An 18166-nucleotide genomic window follows, 5' to 3' on the forward strand; every position below is an offset into this window, starting at 1 on the left:
TTCTGTTACACTACGTAACCAAAACTTATCAGCCTCTAATTAGTTAGGAGACATCATTTGATTTCTTCTTGAACGATAGATTCATTCGCAACACAGAACATATTATTGGAAACAAAGATTACAGAATTAGGGCTAGTCGTTCCTTTTGAAAGCTCAACCAATTTGTTTCTAAACTCGTTAAAAGCTTCAAAGGCTTTTTGCTCGCTGTCTCGATCAAAACTCAGAGACATCATTTCAAAACGTAGTGGCTTGTAGGTGGTCGCATCCTCAGTGGCTTGTGCCGCCAATTTGAGGCCTATTTTATAGCGTTCAAATCCTTCAGTACCAGTGAGGGCCTGTCCGTGAACGAATTCATTAGCTACAGTAGAGGATTGTGAAAACTGAGCTAGCACCTGCTCAATTTCATGAATCTTTACACCTTTAACACTCAGTTGTTGCTGAACCCAATTCGCTTCATTCTTAAAAGAGGGAAATCGGTGCAAAGATTTGATAATCATATGAAGAGAACTATCAAATACAAAGTCATTTTTAACGAGATCGTTCAGATCCGGCAAAGGGAGATGTTCTAAAGAACGAATCATGCTGAGGAGATTTGCAAAGAAGCTTTTCATCGCCTTGTCAGTCATCAGGTTCTCGAGCACTAAAAAGTAGAAATACGTTTTTTGCCGTGAATCCATGTTAAAGGCTTCAGCGACTTTTCTCATATTTTCGACAGAAATATGCCTTTGCTGATCCATCACCATTTTTAGAAAAGATTTTGATATACCGATCTTGTCGGCAATTTTTTGTAAGGACATTTTTTTTCGTTCAGATTTCAAACTTACAAAGAGCTTTTTTAGTAGGAGACGATAGTCTTTTGCTTCGAAGATGGTGTCTTTGTTCATTCGCAAAGAGTACCAAAAAAGGTGTGTGAGGCAAGGGGCAAAAACGTTCACTCTCAGTGAACAAAGTGCCGCTTCGTAGGTAGTGTCAAACAGAGTTACATAAGTTCTTTCTCATACAAGTTTTAAACTCAATACGTTGTGGCCTTCGACTTGCAAAAATCTCCAGCGTTGATAACAACAAAAACAAAGGAGTCTTTATGAAAATGAAATTTGCTTTTTTGGGAGCACTTGCATCTTTGCTGACGACGTCAGTTCAAAGCCACGGGTTGACCCAACAAGAATTTATCAATGAGTGCTTTTCTCAGGTGACTGTTAACGGAAGCTCGGGACCTCATTTGGTGTGCAAAGCGAAAACTAGAGCAGATGCCGAGAAATTGGCATCTATCGGTATTGATCCCGTATTTGAGATCAACACTACGAAGGGTTCTGCCGGCAGCCAATACGCCCAAGGAAAAACTTTGATGATGGGTGTTGCTGTGCCAGTTAAAGGTTTAGTCTTTAAGAAGTATTTACGTGTTAATTGTGTTGAAGAACTGGATTCGTCAGTAAGTGCCTCTCAAGGCATCATTGTTGATATTGAAAATAGAGTTGATTTCACGACCACTGCCAATGTGAATTGCGATTAGTCGTTGTGAAAAACTGAGCGAGGGCTAAAAATTAAAAAACTAGCCCTCGTCATTTTTTATTAGAAGATATCTTTTTTAAACTCGCGATTCGGAGTTGTTTCATTGACCTTGGTGACGTTGAAATAGATTCGTCCGATCTCACGTCCATCCGTTGTCTCAACACTCACCCTGAATTCACCGTCGGTGTAGTTTTGTTTTGTGGCATAGCCGCGATAACCTTTTTCACGTCCGCCAGAGACACTCATGGGAATCCGATCAGTACTCATCCAACCTTGGCGAGGATCTTTGTAGAAAAAGTGAAGAATCACAGAATCACTGAATCTCGCGGGTGAATAAATCTGTCCGAAGAAGTGAATTTTGTCACCAGGTTCAGCTCTGAAGTCTTGATCGCCAGTTTGCCAGAATTTCCACCACGGCTTTTCGTGAGTTAGGATGTAACTACCACCAGCTTTTTCGATGGAGTGATAGACACCCATGTTTTGCACAGACAGAGGAACTGGTGGGATCCAGCCGACTAAGTAAAACAAAACGAAAATAATCAAGACACCCGCGCCCGGAGCCACCAAGCTTCGCAGCAGTAAACGAGTATCTTGAACTTTCTTACTAAGAAGTCGCAGCACTCCCCAGATAAAACCACCGGTTGCAAGAATCGAAAGCAAGAAGGGGATGAGTCCGACAAAACCTAACAGCACCGGAACTAGCATCGAGAAGAACGAGAACACGCAAATAATGTAAAGACCTACTTTGATGTTGATCTCGCTCTTTTGCACATTTTTGAGTTCATTGGCGATCATGAGTCCCATCATAAGTATGACAAAGACAATCGAAGAGAACACCGAAGCACTCTTCAGGAAGAACAATGAATAGACACTGAGAAGACTTCCTAAAAGAAAGTGGAAAATCAGCTGACGGTAGTTCCAAATTTTTTCAAACCGAGAAGAGACTTTTACGATTCCATGCGAGCTTAAGAAATCATAATACAAAATAGAACCGACGATCCAAAGATACACCAACTGTTGAGCGACGCTAATCGGGTCATCGATGTCTGAGAGAGTAAAAATGTCGAAAACAAAACCGGCTAGAAAGAAACCGATATCGACTTTTGCTTCATTTTGTTCATAGTACTCAAGCGCACGTTCTTTCAAACTAGCCATGAATTCCTCCGAACATATAGCATCCGCTGATTGCGGAAATCAGACAAGGGCTAACTAGCCCTTCTTTTGCGAAGCGAGAGCGCGCTTTAATCCCCACTGGACTCCCCAGAGAAGATCGGGGTGGTAAGCAAACACCTTGTTGATGTCTTTAGCAGGAATCCAAGTTGGACCTTTGTTATAGTCAGCATCCTCCACCCATCGGGGCTCGTGCCAATCTTCATCAAGGGTGCCTACGAAAAAGGTGGTATCACAGTGATGGACTTTCCCGTTCCATTCAAAGTCATAGCGACGTTGCAGTTTTAGCTCTGGTAAAAGTCGAATTTTGTATCCGGTCTCTTCCAAGGTCTCGCGGATGGCAGCTTGCTCTGCGGATTCTCCAGAATCGATTTGTCCTCCGGGCATAAATATATATTTTGCCTTACTGTGGGGATCGATGGCGTGAAAGCCCAAGACTTTATTTTTGTGTACGACAATGACGCTCGAGCGGTAGCGATAATTTTTCGATTCTTTCTCGCGCCGATGGTCTTCACGTCGTTCTTGAAAAAACTGGGACAGAATATCGCTGCATTCTGTTTCAAGAACGCCAGAGGTGATTTCAATTTGATGGTTCAGACGAGAATCTTGAAACGTTTGATATAAAGACTCGACGGCACCACCGCGCGGATCTTTGGCTCCGTAAACCACGCGACGAACACGTGATTGTAGAAGGGCGCCAGCACACATAAGACAAGGTTCAAGGGTTACATAGAGGGTGCAGTCTTCAAGGCGCCAGTTCTGAGTTTTTTTAGAAGCTGTATGCAGAACGATGGATTCAGCATGAGCCAATGGGCTTTGCCAGGTTTCGCGATGATTGTAGGATTGCGCTAGTGGCAAGCCGTCGGGTCCCACTAAGATGGCACCAACGGGAACTTCGCCCTGAGCAGCGGCTTTTTCCGCAAGACTCAGAGCGCGTTTCATCCATTTTTCATCTATCGCTTTTTGTTTCACTTTTCCTCAGCGACACGTTCGCGCAATTTCACTGGATGAGCAGGAGCTTTGCGGCGCATGCGGATGTTAAGAAGCTCTACAAAGACTGAGAAGGCCATCGCAAAATAGATGTAACCTTTTGGTACGTGTTGATCGAAAGCCTCGATCACCAACGTCAAACCGATCATCAACAAGAAACTGAGAGCAAGAACTTTCAATGAAGGGTGGCTGTCAACGAAGTCGCTGATGCTTTTTGCAGAAACCAGCATCACAACCGTGGAAGCAAGAACTGCGGCGATCATGACGGAAAGCTGACTGACCATACCGACGGCAGTGATAACAGAGTCCAAAGAGAAAACGATATCAAGTAAGAGGATCTGAAAAATGACTGCCTTGAAAGAGTGAGCCACTTTGTTGGACTGACTTCCTTCTTCACCTTCAAGCTTGTGATGGATTTCCAAAGTTGCTTTTGCAATTAGGAATAGACCCCCAAGAAGCAGGATCAAGTCACGTCCTGAGATCTCTTGGTCCATGACGGTGAAAAGTGGCGCCGTCAGAGAAATGATCCAAGAAAGGGACAAGAGCAGGATAATACGGGTAATGACCGCCAAGCTCAGGCCCGTCATACGGGCTTTTTGCTGCTGATCTTTTGGAAGCTTGCCCGCCAAAATTGAAATAAAGATAATGTTATCAATCCCCAAAACCAGTTCGAGGGCAAAGAGAGTGAAAAACGCAATTAAGACCGCAGGGGTGAAAAATTCAGCCATAAGCTCCTTTAAGCTTTAAAAGCACTTAAAAAGTCAGTAATATCAACAAGATATATGACTACGAATTCTTCGCAGCTTAGTCACTCACCTGGAAACTGTCAACGGACGGCGAAGCGAGCTCTCAGAGAGAGTTTGTTGCGAAGCGCCACGTGCTTATAATCTAAGCTTTTAGGGGCTTTAGCGTTTGTCAGACCCCGTGCCCTTTGCTATAGACTTGATCTTTTGAATTCCCCATTAGGGAATCCAACTTCCAGACACGTTCGAGAGGTAGGTGATTTTCAGTGTCAATGACTAAGATCAAAGACGGAGAAAGCTTTGAATCTGCGTTCCGTAGATTCAAAAAGTCTTGCGAAAAAGCAGGCATTCTTTCTGAAGTTAAAAAACGTGAGCATTTCGAAAAGCCAAGCGTTCGCTTGAAAAAGAAATCAATGGCTGCTCGTAAACGCGCGATGAAGAAATCTCGTAAAGGCTGGGGTAACGACTAGTCTTAAAAATTTCTTCGGGGGTTTTTAAATGGAAATCAGAGAACAACTCATGGCCGACGTTAAGGAGGCCATGAAAAGTAAAGATCAACTCAAACTTAACACTTTGCGATTCCTTCAAGCTGCGGTGAAAAACCGTGAGATTGAACTTCGCCCCAACGCAATCACCTCTGACGAAGTCATGGGCGTGATTAAAAAGTTGGTGAAGCAAAGAAAAGAATCGATTGAGCAATACCAAAACGGTGGCCGTCAAGATCTTGCCGATCAAGAAGCTGCTGAATTGAAAGTGCTTGAGGGCTATCTGCCAGCGCAAATGGGCAGAGATCAGGTCGAGAAAGTTGTCACGGAAGTGATTGCAGCTTTGGGCGCGAAAACTGTGAAAGACATGGGTCCTGTAATGAAGGAAGTCATTGCTCGCACAGCTGGTACTGCCGACAACAAAACAGTGAGCGAAGTTATCAAATCTAAACTTACTTAATCGTTGAACTTGGAGTTGCATGAAATTTTCTCCAGAGTTTATTGAGAAAGTCCGCGACGCTAATAACGTAGTAGACATTATTTCTCAGTACACACAGTTGAAGCCAACAGGAAGCGGCCTTATGGGCCGCTGTCCTTTTCCGGACCATCAAGAAAAGACGCCGAGCTTTTCTGTGTCCGAGACCAAGCAGGTTTATCACTGCTTCGGTTGTCATAAAAAAGGCAACATTTTTACTTTCCTTCAGAATTATCAGGGCATGAGCTTTCCTGAGGCTATCGAGTATCTTGCCGGTCGTGCAAATATTGCGATGCCTGAGAAAAGTTCGGACTCTTCTAACGAACAATTCGATCGTCAAAAAGAACGTAAGAAGCTTTTGGCGAGAGTGAATCAGCTAGCGAACTACTATTTCGGTGAACAGCTGAAGCGCGTACCGAATGACCATCCTGTCAAAAAATACATCGCCAAGCGCGGACTTTCTCAAGAGGTTCTGGACGCTTTCCAGGTAGGGTATTCGACACCTGAGTGGGATGGATTGGTTAAATATTTAGAGTCCAAAAAAGTTCCCATGGACCTAGTCGAAGAGGCTCGCCTGGCGAAAGCCCGTTCGGGTGGTAAGACTGGCCACTTTGATATTTTCCGTGATCGTCTGATGTTCCCGATTTTAAACCCTATGGGCGAAGCGGTTGCATTTGGCGGACGTATTATCGAGCAAGGGGAACCTAAATACCTGAACAGTCCCGAGACTCCGGTATTTATTAAGGGCAGAATTCTTTACGGATTGGCACAAACCGCCCGTTATATACGAACCGAAGATCAAGCCATCATTGTCGAAGGATATATGGACTTGGTTTCTTTGTATCAGGCTGGCATCCGCAATGCTGCAGCCACTATGGGAACGGCGTTAACCCCGGACCATGGAAAACTTTTAAAAAGAATGACGAAGAACGTGGTGGTTCTTTTTGACGGGGACTCTGCCGGTCAAGAAGCAGCCGAGCGTAGTTTGCCGATTTTGCTTTCGGCAGATGTGCACCCGAAGGGATTAACATTACCTGACGGTATGGACCCGGATGACTTTGTAAAAGCTAAAGGTGCTGATGCCCTTAAAGATTTGATGGCAAAGGCTCCGGACTTGTTTGTTTTGATTTTACAGCGCTGGATGGAAGACTATCGCGGAGAGGCCTCACAAAAAGTGAAGCTCTGCGATCAGTTGAAACCCGTACTCGAGGTCATTCCCGATTCGCGATTACAGGATCTCTATCTTCAGGAAGCGGCTCGTCGAATGAGTGTGCCAAGCACTTGGTTGAAAGAAGCACTCTTTAAACAGAATGGGAAATTGGCTCAAGAGGCGCAAAATATCCGTCGCGATGTCGTCAATGCACAAAAACCTGCAGCTCCTGCGCCTGTTGAACCAAAAACTGTGCCAAATTCTCCGCGATTTATCCTGAAAGGCGCACCAAAACCGGAAATTTTACTCATGTCTTTGGCCCTCAAAAGTCGTGCCAACTTCGATGTGTATTTGCAGGAAAACATCACTGAAAATATCTCTCATGCGGCTACTCTAGAGATCTTGCAGAAAGCTGCCGATGTCTATAGACAAGATCCTAATAAATTTGATAAATTGACCAGTCTTCTCGTATCATTTGTGGATCATCCTGAACTGCTTTTCATGACTGAAAATGCGGGCGAGTCATTTGACGAGGAGAGCGAACGAAAACTTCTTCGCGATGTTTTCAAAAAAGTTCGCGACAACAGCTTGCGTGAGCAGGCGAAAAAACTGGCTCGGGATATTAAAGCGGAACCGAGCGCAGAGAAGTTAGAACAGATTATGAATATTCAAAGAAACAGACACTCTTTGAATAAAAACTAAGTTCTGACTTCTAAAATTTTTTGAGATTTATTTTTAAAATTTATTAACGAGATTAAATCAAAATTGGGAAAATGGGGTTTAAATGAAAGCAAACGTTCCAAACGCCAGTTCAAAAGAGCCCACTAAAGTTCTCACGCTAGCAGAGCAAGAAGCCATCATCAAAGAAGAGATTCAAAAGTTTATTAAACTTTCGAAAGAAAAAGGCTCGCTCACTATCGAAGAGATCAATGAGCTCTTGCCACAAGAAATTCTGGCGCCGTCAGTTTTGGATGCCTTCATGCATGCTCTGGAAGCTGCAGGGGTTGTTATCTCTGAACTGATTGAAGCTTCTAAAGAAGAGGGCGAAGGTGCATTCCTTGCCGATCCTGATAAAGAAGATGAAGAAGCGGACGAAGACGAAATCGCTGAAAGCGAAGACGTTAAAGGTAATGACCCAGTTCGTTTATACTTACGTAAAATGGGTAGCGTATCCCTTCTTACTCGTGAGGGTGAAGTTGAGATCGCTCGCCGTATTGAAAAAGGGGAGCGTGAGATCGTTAAAGCGATCTTGTTGTCACCACTTGGTACTTACGAAATCATCCAACTCGGTAAACGTTTGGATGAAGGCCGTATCAAAGTAAAATCGATCTTCCGTGGTTTGGAAGACGAAGAAACACAATACGACGAAAAAGAATATATCGACAAAATTCACGAACTCATCGGTACGGTAACTGCCTACCACGAGTCTGTGAAAAAATACTTCGACGTTCTTCGTAAAGAAGAAACCAACACGCCAGCTCGTAAAGCAGCGATGGATGAGTTGTTGAAGGTGAACGACAAGTTGATGGCAAGTTTCGAATCCATCAACTTCAATCGTAAGACGATCAACCGTATCGTGATTAAGTTCAAAAACTTGGTGGGCCGTATGTCGGTTCTTCGCCGTCGTATCAAAGACGGTACCGAGAGAACTTTCTCTAAAGACGTTAACGCTCTTGTTGAGCGTTTGAAGTTGATCGATGGTAACGAAAAAGAATTAACTAAAATGACTCGTGAGACTGGCTTGAATTACAACAAGTTCCGCTCTTACGCGATCCAAGCTCAAGAGGCTTCTGTCCGCTTGGGACGTTTGGATAGCGAAACAGAGATGAACTTCCGTTGGATCCAAGACACGTACACTGCGATCTGGAAAGGTGAGCGCGAAGCGGATTTAGCAAAATCTGAGTTGGTTGAAGCCAATCTTCGTCTCGTGGTTTCTATCGCGAAGAAGTACACGAACCGCGGTCTTCAATTCTTGGATTTGATCCAAGAAGGTAACATCGGTTTGATGAAAGCCGTTGATAAGTTCGAATACCGTCGTGGTTACAAGTTCTCTACTTATGCGACTTGGTGGATTCGTCAGGCGATTACTCGTGCGATTGCCGATCAGGCGCGTACGATTCGTATTCCAGTTCATATGATCGAGACGATCAATAAGCTTGTTCGTACTTCTCGTTATCTAGTTCAAGAGCTTGGCCGTGAGCCAATTCCTGAAGAGATCGCAGAGAAAATGGACATGCCAGTCGATAAAGTTCGTAAAGTCCTTAAGATTGCGAAAGAGCCTATTTCTTTGGAAACTCCAGTTGGTGAAGAAGAAGATTCTCACTTGGGAGACTTTATCGAAGATAAAAAGGTCATCAATCCAGCTGAAGCGATTGTGAACTTGAACTTGGCAGAACAAACACGTCGTGTGCTTTCAACTTTGACTCCGAGAGAAGAAAAAGTGTTACGTATGCGTTTCGGTATCGGCGAAGAATCGGATCACACTTTGGAAGAAGTGGGTCAGGACTTTAACGTAACTCGTGAACGTATTCGTCAGATCGAGGCGAAAGCTCTCCGTAAGCTGCGCCACCCGAGCCGTAGCAACAAGCTTAAGGCTTTCATCGACGGATAGTGTGAAGATTCCATGACAATTCAAAAGGGAAGGCGTAACAACCTTCCCTTTTTTATTTCTAGATATCCAGAATGTCTCCACATTAGAGGACTTGTGGTTCTTACTCACCCTACATAAGATTCTCCCATCAAGATTAGAGAACTTAGTTTCTAAGTAATCATTTTAGGAGGATCCATCATGAAACTGCTATCACTTGCTATCATCACATTGGCATCTGCATCGGCATTTGCTGCGAAATCTAACACGCAATACTATTTCCAGCCTGGCGCGAGCAACCACGTCGTCGAAGCGAATTACCTAATGGATGTAAAACCTGCAAAAACAGAAACGGCAGGTGTTGAAACAGATGCGAAGCAGGAAATGAGCGACATCTATTTGAACTATACCTACGGCATGAGCGACAACCATGCGATTGGTCTCGAGACATTCTTTGGGAATAACAAAACGACCACTGGCACGACCTCGAGTACTGCAAGTGGGATGGGTGACATTCACGTTTACTACAAAGGTTTCTCGGAAATCTGGCATTATGGAGCCGATCTTGGCTTCAATACAGAGAAAATCAAGCTAGATGCGACGACTGGTGCGATCGACAACAGATCGACAGGTGGTATGTCGTTTAAAGCGAATGTCGGTGTGATGGTAAATAACGCTGCCATGAATTACGGTGCTGACTTATCTTACTTAATGCCACTTGAGCGTAAGGTCGACAATGCTGCTGGTACAACACTTACGGGCGGCAATACTTTGAAGCTAGCTCCTTTCCTTGAGTACAACTGGGGAATGGGCTTCTTGGGTGCTGAGCTTTCTTACAACATGATGGACGATACAAAGATGGATACTTCTGGTGTAGAAACCACATTTAAAGGCGAAAGCTATGCTGGGTTTCTTTTGTACGGCACGTATGACTTTAATGAAATGTTCACAGGTATTTTGGATCTAGGCATGAACATGCATCCAGAACATGAAGAGACCAATGTGGCAGGAACAAAAGTAAAAGCCTACACAGAGACCATCGTAAATATTGGCTTGCGTATGACTTTCTAATTCAACCCGGTTTGAGTTAGAAATCAAAAGGGATGGGCTTAGCACCATCCCTTTTTGTTTGTCCGAAAATTGGAGAATTTCCTCTAAGTTGGACGCGAACTCCCAAATATTCCCCATAGAGCCCGGCATTATTGTTGCTACCTTGCACAGTTTCAACGAAAGTATGGGGGTATGAATTCTATGGCCGTGCCTTTTGAAACACTTCTGCAGCAGTCTTTTCTTCTTCCCTCATTTCGATTAGGACAAAAAGAAATTATCACTGCGATTCTTGCGAAGAAAGACGTGTTGGCAGTTCTTCCAACAGGCGGCGGTAAATCCCTTTGTTATCAGTATCCGGCGGTCTATACACAACAACTCGTTGTAGTGATCTCACCATTGATTGCTTTGATGAAAGACCAAGTGATGAACCTTCAGCGCCAAGGAATCGCTGCTGGTTGTTTGTATTCAGGACAAAGCGATGATGAAAAACGCGCTATATTTGCAGAAATTGGCAAAGGCGGATCTTACCTTCTTTATCTATCTCCGGAGCGGGTACAAAAAGAAGGTTTTCAAAAGTGGATTCAGAACCGTGCTATCGCGCTTTTTGCCGTGGATGAAGCCCATTGCGTTTCTCAGTGGGGGCATGACTTCCGTGAAGAGTATAGCCAGCTAAGTATTCTGAAGAAGCTGCGTCCCGATGTTCCTATTTTGGCGCTGACGGCTTCTGCAACACCGACTGTATTGACGGATGTCGCAAAAAACCTAGGTCTTGTTACCCCAGAAAAGCACGTTCACGGGTTCTATAGACCGAATCTTTATTATCAGGTCGAGCAGTGTGGTGATGAAGATGCCAAGTCGTTGATGCTATCTCAGGCGATTCGTCAAACTCCACAGGGCAGAGTTATCGTTTATTGCGGTACTCGCCGAGTGACAGAAGAACTTTCTGGGTATTTGTCGCAGCATTTTGATCGCGTTGGTTTTTATCACGCGGGACTTAGTACTGAAGAGCGTACTGCAACTCAAGAAGCCTACGCAAAGAGTGAACTTCGTATCCTTGTGGCCACCAATGCGTTTGGGATGGGAATTGACCAGCCGGATGTGCGTTTAGTAGTGCATTTCCAGATGCCAGCGAATATCGATTCTCTATATCAGGAAATGGGTCGTGCGGGTCGTGACGGCAAAGAATCGACGTGCCTGATGTTATACGCAAAGAAGGACAAGGGGCTTCAATCTTATTTTATTGATAATTCCGAAGCACCCAAGGCTATTAAGAATGCACGTTGGAAAAACTTAGATGCTCTTGTGAACTATTCTGAGGGCGGTGAGTGTCGTCACGCCGAGATTTTGACTTATTATAAAGATGCTCAACGTATTGATACCTGTGGGCACTGTGATAGCTGCAGTCCAAAATCAGAACGCCGAATTCAAAAACCTGCAAAACCAGTTGTGGTAAAAGTTGCGAAGACTAAAACTCGCAAGTCCGGTGCTGCAGATGTCGATCTGAATCAAGTACAAGAAATGCGTTTTGAAAATCTTCGCCGTTGGAGAAAGCAAAAAGCCCAAGAGCTGGATGTCCCAGCATTTGTGGTCTTTAGCGATCAAACTTTGAAACAATTGGCGATCAAAAATCCGCAAAGCATGGATGAACTTGAAAACATCTATGGAATTGGCGAATCCAAACTAGAAAAATTTGGTTGGGATCTTTTGGCCGAGCTTAGTGACTAACGGTTTTTGAGCTTGCTAAGTACCCAATCCGGATCGTCTAACGGCAAATCATGTCCAGCCCAAGGATGCACATACATCGGACACTGCCAAGCCTCGGCAAGTGCTTTTGAGCAAGAGGCATCTACGAAGTGATCATTCGCACTATTTAATAAAACCGTAGGAACTCGTGGCTTTGTCGGGAAAGTATAGTTACCCGCAGCCCACAGCTGACGGACGAAATTTTGAATCTGGATTGGATGAGCGGTCGATTCTTCTGTCCAGATCGGCAACGCATAGTCGCGACGCTCGGAAGAGTTCGCAGTCATCATTAATATTTTGCGTTCCATATCTTCAACGGTAAAGCGGCGCTTAAAGCCCGCTATCATTAAGGCCATTTTCAAATAATTTTCGGGCTTAAGGCGTTCGTAAAATTTAGAATGCTGAGCAGAGCTCGAATTGATTAAGACTAACTCTTCGATCTCTTGAGGATAGCGATCTGCCCATGCGGTTGCTAACATCGCACCCAAGGATATGGCAAGAATATGGACTTTTTCGCCTGAACGTACAAACTTACTTTGGCGACGGAAAGACTCCACCATTTCGTTCATCGTCAGAGGGCTGTTTTCGCGATAGAGCGAGCCATTGCCGGGAATTTCTAGGTATTCGAATTTATCGTTTGGAAACGCAGCTTGAATGCGCTCCGGAAAGTCAGCCCAATGGCCGACCCCGCGAGCTAAACCACGAATGAGTATCCAATTTTTTTGCATAACCTATTTTTGAATATTCTTAGTGAGTAGTCAAAACAAAGACACCCTCGCAAGAGCGGACTTTGGACTTACCAAGAAAACCTTTCATCATATCAACTAGTTTAGGAAGCATCTCTCGGGTAATGCGTACGCGATAGATTTCACCTTCCATTCCGGCAGCGGCGCCTCCGCCGGGTGGGAAGGCAACTGCAGCGGCACCAGAGAACCCAAACTGTTGAACGCCAGAAACTGCGTTCAAGCTAGAGATGCGATAGAAGGTTGCTTTCTGGATACTCGTGGACTCTGCACGGTTTTCCCAGTTGTAGCTTGCCGTTAACCCGGCAGCGCCAAAAAGAAACGGAGAGAAAATACGAGTTGCGCGACGGAATTCAACAATAGGTTCGATACTCAAACGGGTTTTGCCATTGTGAGTAGTTTTGACGATGGAAAAACCTGTGGAAAACAGAAAATAAAAGCCCGCAGTGTCTGGCAGGTTTCTAAGATAAGGGCTCTTCTTTAAGCGCACCATCAACCAGTCTGCTAAACCAACTCCGCCAGCGACACCAATTTGAATGCTCAAAACACGGGCGTTTGCATTTGCAATAACCCCGGCATTTTTAAAGAACTGCTCATTCATTAAATGAACCATTTTATTTACACTAGTGGCCTTCAAGCGAAGGGTCGTCAGAATCTTTGCTATTTTTGCCAAGAAGTGGTTTTTCTTAGAAATGAAAGTGTTCACTTCTTCGGGCTTTAGGACCGTAAGAGCTGCGAGGTTTTCTGGGGAATCCGTAGAAACTGGAATTACAACCTCGGATTTTAGTTTTGCTTTATATGCATCGCCTTGCATCTCTTGAGAAATTTTTTGCAACTCTTCTAAAGTAGTTTGAACGGGTGGGGCATCCGCCAAAGCGCTGGGATCATAAGTAAAAGTCACGTGCTCTTGCGGAGCATCCGGAGATTTCGGCTCTAAGACAGTATTGTCGATGCCATCAATGCGAACGGCATCAAAATCTTTGATTTCTTCCACAGCTTTCGCGGTCGAAAAACCCCAAAGAAGACTGCTTGAAAGAATCAGACTTAAAATGAAAAAAGGCTTCCGGTTGTTCATACCTAGGAAGCCTTCACGATTTATGCCGCTAAATAGACGATTATAAAGGGGTTTGAGGCCCTTCAGGGCTGTTAGCCGGTGCCCTCTTTTGCTCAGGATTCACAGGCGGGGTGTCTCGTTCTGAGACAGTTGGTGCGGGGTCTTCCAACCAGTAAAGGCTTGCAGTTGAATGGGTTTCTGGCGAGAAATTCCATCCCCAAGCTTTCTGCAAAGCCGGGAAAGTGAAGAGGTCCGCCAAGAACGCTGCAACGAAAGCAATCGACAGAAAGATTGCAACGTGGCCGAAGAGTTTTAAATCTCCGAGTAGGAAAACCGGTAAGCACACCAAGAAAATCGCACTAGTTGCAAACATCGCAATACCGATGAGGTTCAGACCGCGCTTTAAAGCCTCATCATAACTAAAGCCTTTACGTTGTTCTTGTTGAATAACGTAGGAAAGGTGAACGGTATTGTCGCCCACAATTCCAAAAGCCACGCAAATCAGAATCACCAAGTTTGTATCAATAGGAACTTTGAAAAGGCTCATCGTTCCACTTACTGCTAAAAGTGGAATTGCATTCGGGATAAGAGCATATGCTGCCCACTTCCAACTGCGGTATTGATACAAATAGCAAAGGAAAATCAAAATAAAGCTTGAGAAGAACGATTCAAAGAAATCCTGAATCACACGACCGTTAATATACGAGCGAACGACCGAGAAGCCGCTTGCACGGATGCTAAGATGATCCGCATATTTGCCCTTGAGAATTTCGACATTTTGTAAAACGTCGTCTAAGGCATCCGTAGACATCGATCTGAGGAAGACTGCCGTACGCATCTCGCCAGTGGATTCATTTAGTCCGCCACGCAAAACGCCATAGTCATTGAACATGTGTAGAATGGCTTCTTTCTTTTGTGCCGCTTCTTTTGGCGGAAGAGCTCCCGCTAATTGGCGGTTCAACTCGTCATCAATTTGACGAACGGAAGTAATGCGCGAGATTTGCGGATTTGCAGCCAGGTCCTTTTCCAAATTACGCATGGACTCGAAGACTTCTTTGTTAAAACGCTCGTCACCTATTTTTTTTGGTTGAACGACGACGTCCATAGAACCGACAAAATCAAAACCTTTTGAGAAAAGATCAATAGAACGGCTTAAAGGATGATTGTTAACGAATTTCGTATAGAAGTTGTCGTCCACATGAAGGCCGAAGCTAGTTCCCGCGCCAATCACTATCAATAGCAGAGATAATGCGATGATAGGCTTTGTATTTTTACCGATAAAACTTTCGATCTTCATAGACCAGGTATGAGCATCGAAGCGGCGAACTTGAGGGTTAAAGTTAAATACTCTGAGTGTCGTCGGTAGTACGTAGAAGATAAAACACCATTCAAACATACACGCAAAAGCGCAATAAATTCCAAAATAGCGGATCGGCAAGTTTTGATTCACGATGAGTGCGATAAAACCCGCGGCCGTGGTGAGTGAGGCTAACAAGCATGGAACTTTGGCGATACGGACGGTTTCTTTCAGACGGTACTCGACGCTACCTTCTAGTTGCTGGAAGCGGCTGAAGAAGTGCAGAAGGTCGGCAGTCGACACAATGAAGGCAAACATCAGTGCAAAACTGCTATAAGGACCAAGACCGCCTTCGACCAACATGATCAGACAAAGGGTCGCGGCATATACCACAAACATGACAAAAAAGTTCCACAGCAATATTTGACCTGAGCGATAGCAGAAGAACAAAAACAGCCCAATCGCCAGCAGAAGTAACGGCGTGATCACTCGTTGCTGAAAAACCATTTCTTTTAGAAAACTAGCGCTCGCGATCTTAGCTCCGAGTATGCCAGTGCGAACTCCTGGGTTGTCGCCTTCGACTTGTTTCAGGAACTTTTCAAGGCGAGCAACGGCAGGTTGTTCTTCTTTGCGCGGAAGATCTTGGACGAACTTAAAACTCATTAAGAACGCTGTGTGGTCTTCGCGGACAAGATTATTCTTCCACATCTCGGTGTTCAGCATTTCGAGTGCACGCGGAGTCCACTCTCCGTCTTTAATAAACGGAACCAGCTTGATACTTTGAGCATCAGCCTCGAAATATTTGGCGTTATGGGGACCTACGACGCTATCGAAGGCGAAATTCATTTCCAAAGCTAGGCTTACTTGTTGAGAGAGCTTTTGAATCTCGGCAGAGGTGAAAGGGGTGTTTTTTTCAACGACCACCCAAGCTGAAGCTTCGTCGTCAAAGCTTTTAAGGTCTTTTTCGTATTGGATGCGAACTGGATTAGAAGGACTTAAAAGACTTTGAATCTCGAATGGAATAGTTCTCTTGAGGAGAACAGCACAAACCGCGCAAAGGCCAATGAGGCCCATAACGATTGAAATTCTTGTGAGCCATAGTTTTATTGGATTTGAGTGTTGCATATAAAAAGTCTACTGAGACTTATTGATCTTTCAAAGAAAGAATTCACCGAAATGAAAACTTTGGTTGTCTACTCTTTGGAGGTTCAGCGGGCATTGTTTAATGCCCGGAACGATGCTGGTAATGATCGGAACATCGACAGCGCAGTGTGCCTTTGGAAAATGACTTGCTATAACAACCTCTGAAAAGACTATAATTTTATTTACTGATCAATACCAGTTCTAACCATGGAGGGGTTTAAATGCGTATCTCATCGGAGTCATATTTCCGTTCTTTTGACTCTAAAGAACTTTTCTTCCGTACTTGGCAACCTAACGATATCAATTCTAAAAAAGCAGTTATCGTCATTCATCGCGGTCATGAGCATTCAGGACGTCTTCAAGAAATCGTAGATGGCTTGAATCTTTCAGACACTTGGATGTTTGCTTATGATGGTCGCGGCCATGGTAAAACTGAGGGACCTCGTGGTTATGCCCCGGATTTCTCTTATCTTGTGAAGGATCTTGATACCTTTGCGAAATTTGTTTCGCAAAAGCACGGTATTCCAATGGAGAACATCACAGTTGTTGCGAATTCTGTAGGAGCTGTAGTGGCTTCTACTTGGGTGCATGATTATGCTCCTAGAATTCGTGCGATGGTGTTGGCAGCTCCTGCTTTCCGCGTGAAGCTTTATGTGCCATTTGCACTTCCTGGTTTGCGTCTTCTAAATCTTGTAAAAAACCCAGCGTTTATTTCAAGTTACGTGAAATCGCGCATGCTGACTCACGATCCGGTCGAGGCTCGTCGTTACAATGAAGATCCACTGATCACTCGTGATATTTCAGTTAATATCTTGATCGGTCTTTTTGATGCTTCGACTCGTGTTTTGGCGGGAGCGGGCACAATCACGACTCCAACGATGGTCCTTTCTGCAGGAAAAGACTTTGTTGTTGAGGTAGGTGTTCAGAAGAAGTTCTTTGATGCTTTGGGAACTTCGAACAAATACATGAAGATCTTTAAAAACTTCTATCATGGCGTGTTTTATGAAAAAGGCCGTGAAGAAGGTTTCAAATTGGCAGGTGCTTTCATTCAAAATGCGATGAATAGTCCAGTAGATCGCCAGGATCTTTTGCAGTCTCATAAATCGGGTTCAACAAAAGATACCTATGATCAATTGATGAAACCAGCGTCGTTACTAAAGGCGGTGAATTTCGGAATGCAAAAGCTCATGATGTCGACTGTGGGTCGTTTGAGCAATGGTGTCAGCATCGGTCTTAAAACCGGTTTTGATTCTGGTTTGTCTTTGGATTACATCTACGAAAATAAAGCTCGCGGAATCACGCCGCTGGGCCGTTTGATCGATTTCTTCTATATTAATGCTGTTGGTTGGAGAGGTATTCGCCTTCGCAAGGTCCACATGGAGTCTTTGTTAGAGAAATCGATCCTTGAGTTGCATGCGAAAAACCAACCAATTCGCATTTTGGATGTCGCTGGCGGTCCGGGCAGATATTTATTAGATATCGCTAATAGACATCGTGATAAGAATATTCAAATCTTGGTTCGCGACAACGTCGAAGGCAACTTGGCTCATGGACGTAAGCTTGCACAAGGAATGAATCTTCAAAATGTGACCTACCAACAAGCTGATGCCTTTGCTGGTCAAAGCTTGAATGGTTATGCACCTAATATTGTTATCGTTTCTGGCTTCTTTGAGCTTTTCGGCAACAATGATTTGATTCGCCAGTGCGTGAATCACATTGCGAACGAAAGTGCTCCGGGGGCGACGTTGCTTTACACAGGTCAGCCATATCATCCTCAACAAGAGATGATTGCGCGTACATTGCCAAATCGTGATGGCGAGGCATGGGTCATGCGTCTTCGTTCTCAAGCAGAACAGGATGAAATTTTCCGCGCGGCTGGATTTGAAAAGCAAGATATGCAAATCGATCCGTACGGTATCTTTACTGTTAGCAAAGCTCGTAAGACGGACCTATTGCAAACAACAAGTTCTAAGCAGATGGCTGCAGAGTCTATGACAGAACGACAGTTGGAAAGCTAATTCGGGAGA

Annotated in this window: 15 protein-coding genes; 8 read left to right on the top strand and 7 right to left on the bottom strand. The window is 44.4% G+C overall.

Features of this window, described 5'->3' with window-relative positions:
• Positions 1 to 53: 53 nt before the first annotated feature.
• Positions 54 to 884 carry a TIGR02147 family protein gene (locus tag ACLWBB_RS01020; protein ID WP_413289681.1) on the bottom strand — a complete coding sequence of 277 codons (831 nt, stop codon included), beginning with the start codon at positions 882 to 884 and terminating at the stop codon, positions 54 to 56.
• A gap of 197 nt (positions 885 to 1081) precedes the next feature.
• On the opposite strand from ACLWBB_RS01020, the gene ACLWBB_RS01025 reads away from it, so the two are divergent.
• Positions 1082 to 1510, top strand: coding sequence for a hypothetical protein (locus tag ACLWBB_RS01025; RefSeq protein ID WP_413289682.1), 429 nt, complete (start codon positions 1082 to 1084; stop codon positions 1508 to 1510).
• Positions 1511 to 1569: 59 nt separating this feature from the next.
• Here ACLWBB_RS01025 and ACLWBB_RS01030 read toward each other — a convergent pair whose 3' ends face one another.
• From ACLWBB_RS01030 to ACLWBB_RS01040, 3 genes are read right to left on the bottom strand one after another with little or no spacing between them, the layout of a single operon-like run.
• The gene (locus ACLWBB_RS01030) at positions 1570 to 2664 is read right to left on the bottom strand and encodes a DUF2914 domain-containing protein (RefSeq protein WP_413289683.1); all 1095 of its coding nucleotides are present in this window, start codon (positions 2662 to 2664) and stop codon (positions 1570 to 1572) included.
• A 54-nt stretch (positions 2665 to 2718) separates the two neighbouring features.
• Complete coding sequence (gene tadA, locus ACLWBB_RS01035; protein WP_413289684.1) at positions 2719 to 3651, bottom strand: tRNA adenosine(34) deaminase TadA; 933 nt, start codon at positions 3649 to 3651, stop codon at positions 2719 to 2721.
• Positions 3648 to 4397 carry a TerC family protein gene (locus ACLWBB_RS01040; RefSeq protein ID WP_413289685.1) on the bottom strand — a complete coding sequence of 250 codons (750 nt, stop codon included), beginning with the start codon at positions 4395 to 4397 and terminating at the stop codon, positions 3648 to 3650. The genes tadA and ACLWBB_RS01040 overlap by 4 nt, the downstream gene beginning before the upstream one ends.
• Positions 4398 to 4684: 287 nt before the next feature.
• On the opposite strand from ACLWBB_RS01040, the gene rpsU reads away from it, so the two are divergent.
• From rpsU to ACLWBB_RS01070, 6 genes are all read left to right on the top strand, one after another.
• Positions 4685 to 4882, top strand: a complete 198-nt coding sequence (rpsU, locus tag ACLWBB_RS01045; protein WP_413289686.1) for a 30S ribosomal protein S21 — start codon at positions 4685 to 4687, stop codon at positions 4880 to 4882.
• 49 nt (positions 4883 to 4931) lie between these two features.
• A complete protein-coding gene (locus ACLWBB_RS01050) occupies positions 4932 to 5357 on the top strand; it encodes a GatB/YqeY domain-containing protein (RefSeq protein WP_413291573.1) in 426 nt (141 codons plus the stop codon).
• A 19-nt stretch (positions 5358 to 5376) separates the two neighbouring features.
• Complete coding sequence (gene dnaG / locus ACLWBB_RS01055; protein WP_413289687.1) at positions 5377 to 7224, top strand: DNA primase; 1848 nt, start codon at positions 5377 to 5379, stop codon at positions 7222 to 7224.
• A gap of 82 nt (positions 7225 to 7306) precedes the next feature.
• Complete coding sequence (gene rpoD / locus ACLWBB_RS01060) at positions 7307 to 9133, top strand: RNA polymerase sigma factor RpoD (RefSeq protein ID WP_413289688.1); 1827 nt, start codon at positions 7307 to 7309, stop codon at positions 9131 to 9133.
• 177 nt (positions 9134 to 9310) lie between these two features.
• Entirely contained in the window at positions 9311 to 10180 is an 870-nt protein-coding gene (locus ACLWBB_RS01065) for a hypothetical protein (protein ID WP_413289689.1), read from the top strand.
• Positions 10181 to 10351: 171 nt separating this feature from the next.
• Positions 10352 to 11884, top strand: coding sequence for a RecQ family ATP-dependent DNA helicase (locus ACLWBB_RS01070; protein ID WP_413289690.1), 1533 nt, complete (start codon positions 10352 to 10354; stop codon positions 11882 to 11884).
• On the opposite strand, the gene ACLWBB_RS01075 is transcribed toward ACLWBB_RS01070, so the two are convergent.
• Genes ACLWBB_RS01075 through ACLWBB_RS01085 form a run of 3 tightly spaced genes read right to left on the bottom strand, consistent with a single transcriptional unit; the run spans position 11881 to position 16070 of the window.
• On the bottom strand, positions 11881 to 12630 hold the full coding sequence (locus ACLWBB_RS01075; protein WP_413289691.1) for an alpha/beta fold hydrolase: 750 nt from the start codon (positions 12628 to 12630) through the stop codon (positions 11881 to 11883). The genes ACLWBB_RS01070 and ACLWBB_RS01075 overlap by 4 nt on opposite strands.
• Positions 12631 to 12649: 19 nt before the next feature.
• Complete coding sequence (locus ACLWBB_RS01080; RefSeq protein WP_413289692.1) at positions 12650 to 13720, bottom strand: hypothetical protein; 1071 nt, start codon at positions 13718 to 13720, stop codon at positions 12650 to 12652.
• A 40-nt stretch (positions 13721 to 13760) separates the two neighbouring features.
• Positions 13761 to 16070: an efflux RND transporter permease subunit gene (locus ACLWBB_RS01085; RefSeq protein ID WP_413289693.1), complete on the bottom strand. Its 2310-nt coding sequence runs from the start codon at positions 16068 to 16070 to the stop codon at positions 13761 to 13763.
• A gap of 290 nt (positions 16071 to 16360) precedes the next feature.
• Between ACLWBB_RS01085 and ACLWBB_RS01090 the strand changes: the two genes are divergently transcribed.
• Positions 16361 to 18157 carry a bifunctional alpha/beta hydrolase/class I SAM-dependent methyltransferase gene (locus ACLWBB_RS01090; RefSeq protein ID WP_413289694.1) on the top strand — a complete coding sequence of 599 codons (1797 nt, stop codon included), beginning with the start codon at positions 16361 to 16363 and terminating at the stop codon, positions 18155 to 18157.
• The last annotated feature ends 9 nt before the right edge of the window (positions 18158 to 18166 follow it).

This window comes from Bdellovibrio sp. HCB337, assembly GCF_047302465.1.
Taxonomy (GTDB): domain Bacteria; phylum Bdellovibrionota; class Bdellovibrionia; order Bdellovibrionales; family Bdellovibrionaceae; genus JACMRP01.

Bases quoted from the DNA above. Each gene is read 5' to 3' on its own strand.
- ACLWBB_RS01025 (WP_413289682.1), top strand. From the start codon at position 1,082: ATGAAAATGAAATTTGCTTTTTTGGGAGCACTTGCATCTTTGCTGACG.
- ACLWBB_RS01030 (WP_413289683.1), bottom strand. From the start codon at position 2,664: ATGGCTAGTTTGAAAGAACGTGCGCTTGAGTACTATGAACAAAATGAA.
- ACLWBB_RS01040 (WP_413289685.1), bottom strand. From the start codon at position 4,397: ATGGCTGAATTTTTCACCCCTGCGGTCTTAATTGCGTTTTTCACTCTC.
- ACLWBB_RS01080 (WP_413289692.1), bottom strand. From the start codon at position 13,720: ATGAACAACCGGAAGCCTTTTTTCATTTTAAGTCTGATTCTTTCAAGC.
- ACLWBB_RS01065 (WP_413289689.1), top strand. From the start codon at position 9,311: ATGAAACTGCTATCACTTGCTATCATCACATTGGCATCTGCATCGGCA.
- ACLWBB_RS01070 (WP_413289690.1), top strand. From the start codon at position 10,352: ATGAATTCTATGGCCGTGCCTTTTGAAACACTTCTGCAGCAGTCTTTT.
- ACLWBB_RS01020 (WP_413289681.1), bottom strand. From the start codon at position 884: ATGAACAAAGACACCATCTTCGAAGCAAAAGACTATCGTCTCCTACTA.
- dnaG (WP_413289687.1), top strand. From the start codon at position 5,377: ATGAAATTTTCTCCAGAGTTTATTGAGAAAGTCCGCGACGCTAATAAC.
- rpoD (WP_413289688.1), top strand. From the start codon at position 7,307: ATGAAAGCAAACGTTCCAAACGCCAGTTCAAAAGAGCCCACTAAAGTT.
- rpsU (WP_413289686.1), top strand. From the start codon at position 4,685: ATGACTAAGATCAAAGACGGAGAAAGCTTTGAATCTGCGTTCCGTAGA.
- ACLWBB_RS01085 (WP_413289693.1), bottom strand. From the start codon at position 16,070: ATGGGCCTCATTGGCCTTTGCGCGGTTTGTGCTGTTCTCCTCAAGAGA.
- ACLWBB_RS01090 (WP_413289694.1), top strand. From the start codon at position 16,361: ATGCGTATCTCATCGGAGTCATATTTCCGTTCTTTTGACTCTAAAGAA.
- ACLWBB_RS01075 (WP_413289691.1), bottom strand. From the start codon at position 12,630: ATGCAAAAAAATTGGATACTCATTCGTGGTTTAGCTCGCGGGGTCGGC.
- ACLWBB_RS01050 (WP_413291573.1), top strand. From the start codon at position 4,932: ATGGCCGACGTTAAGGAGGCCATGAAAAGTAAAGATCAACTCAAACTT.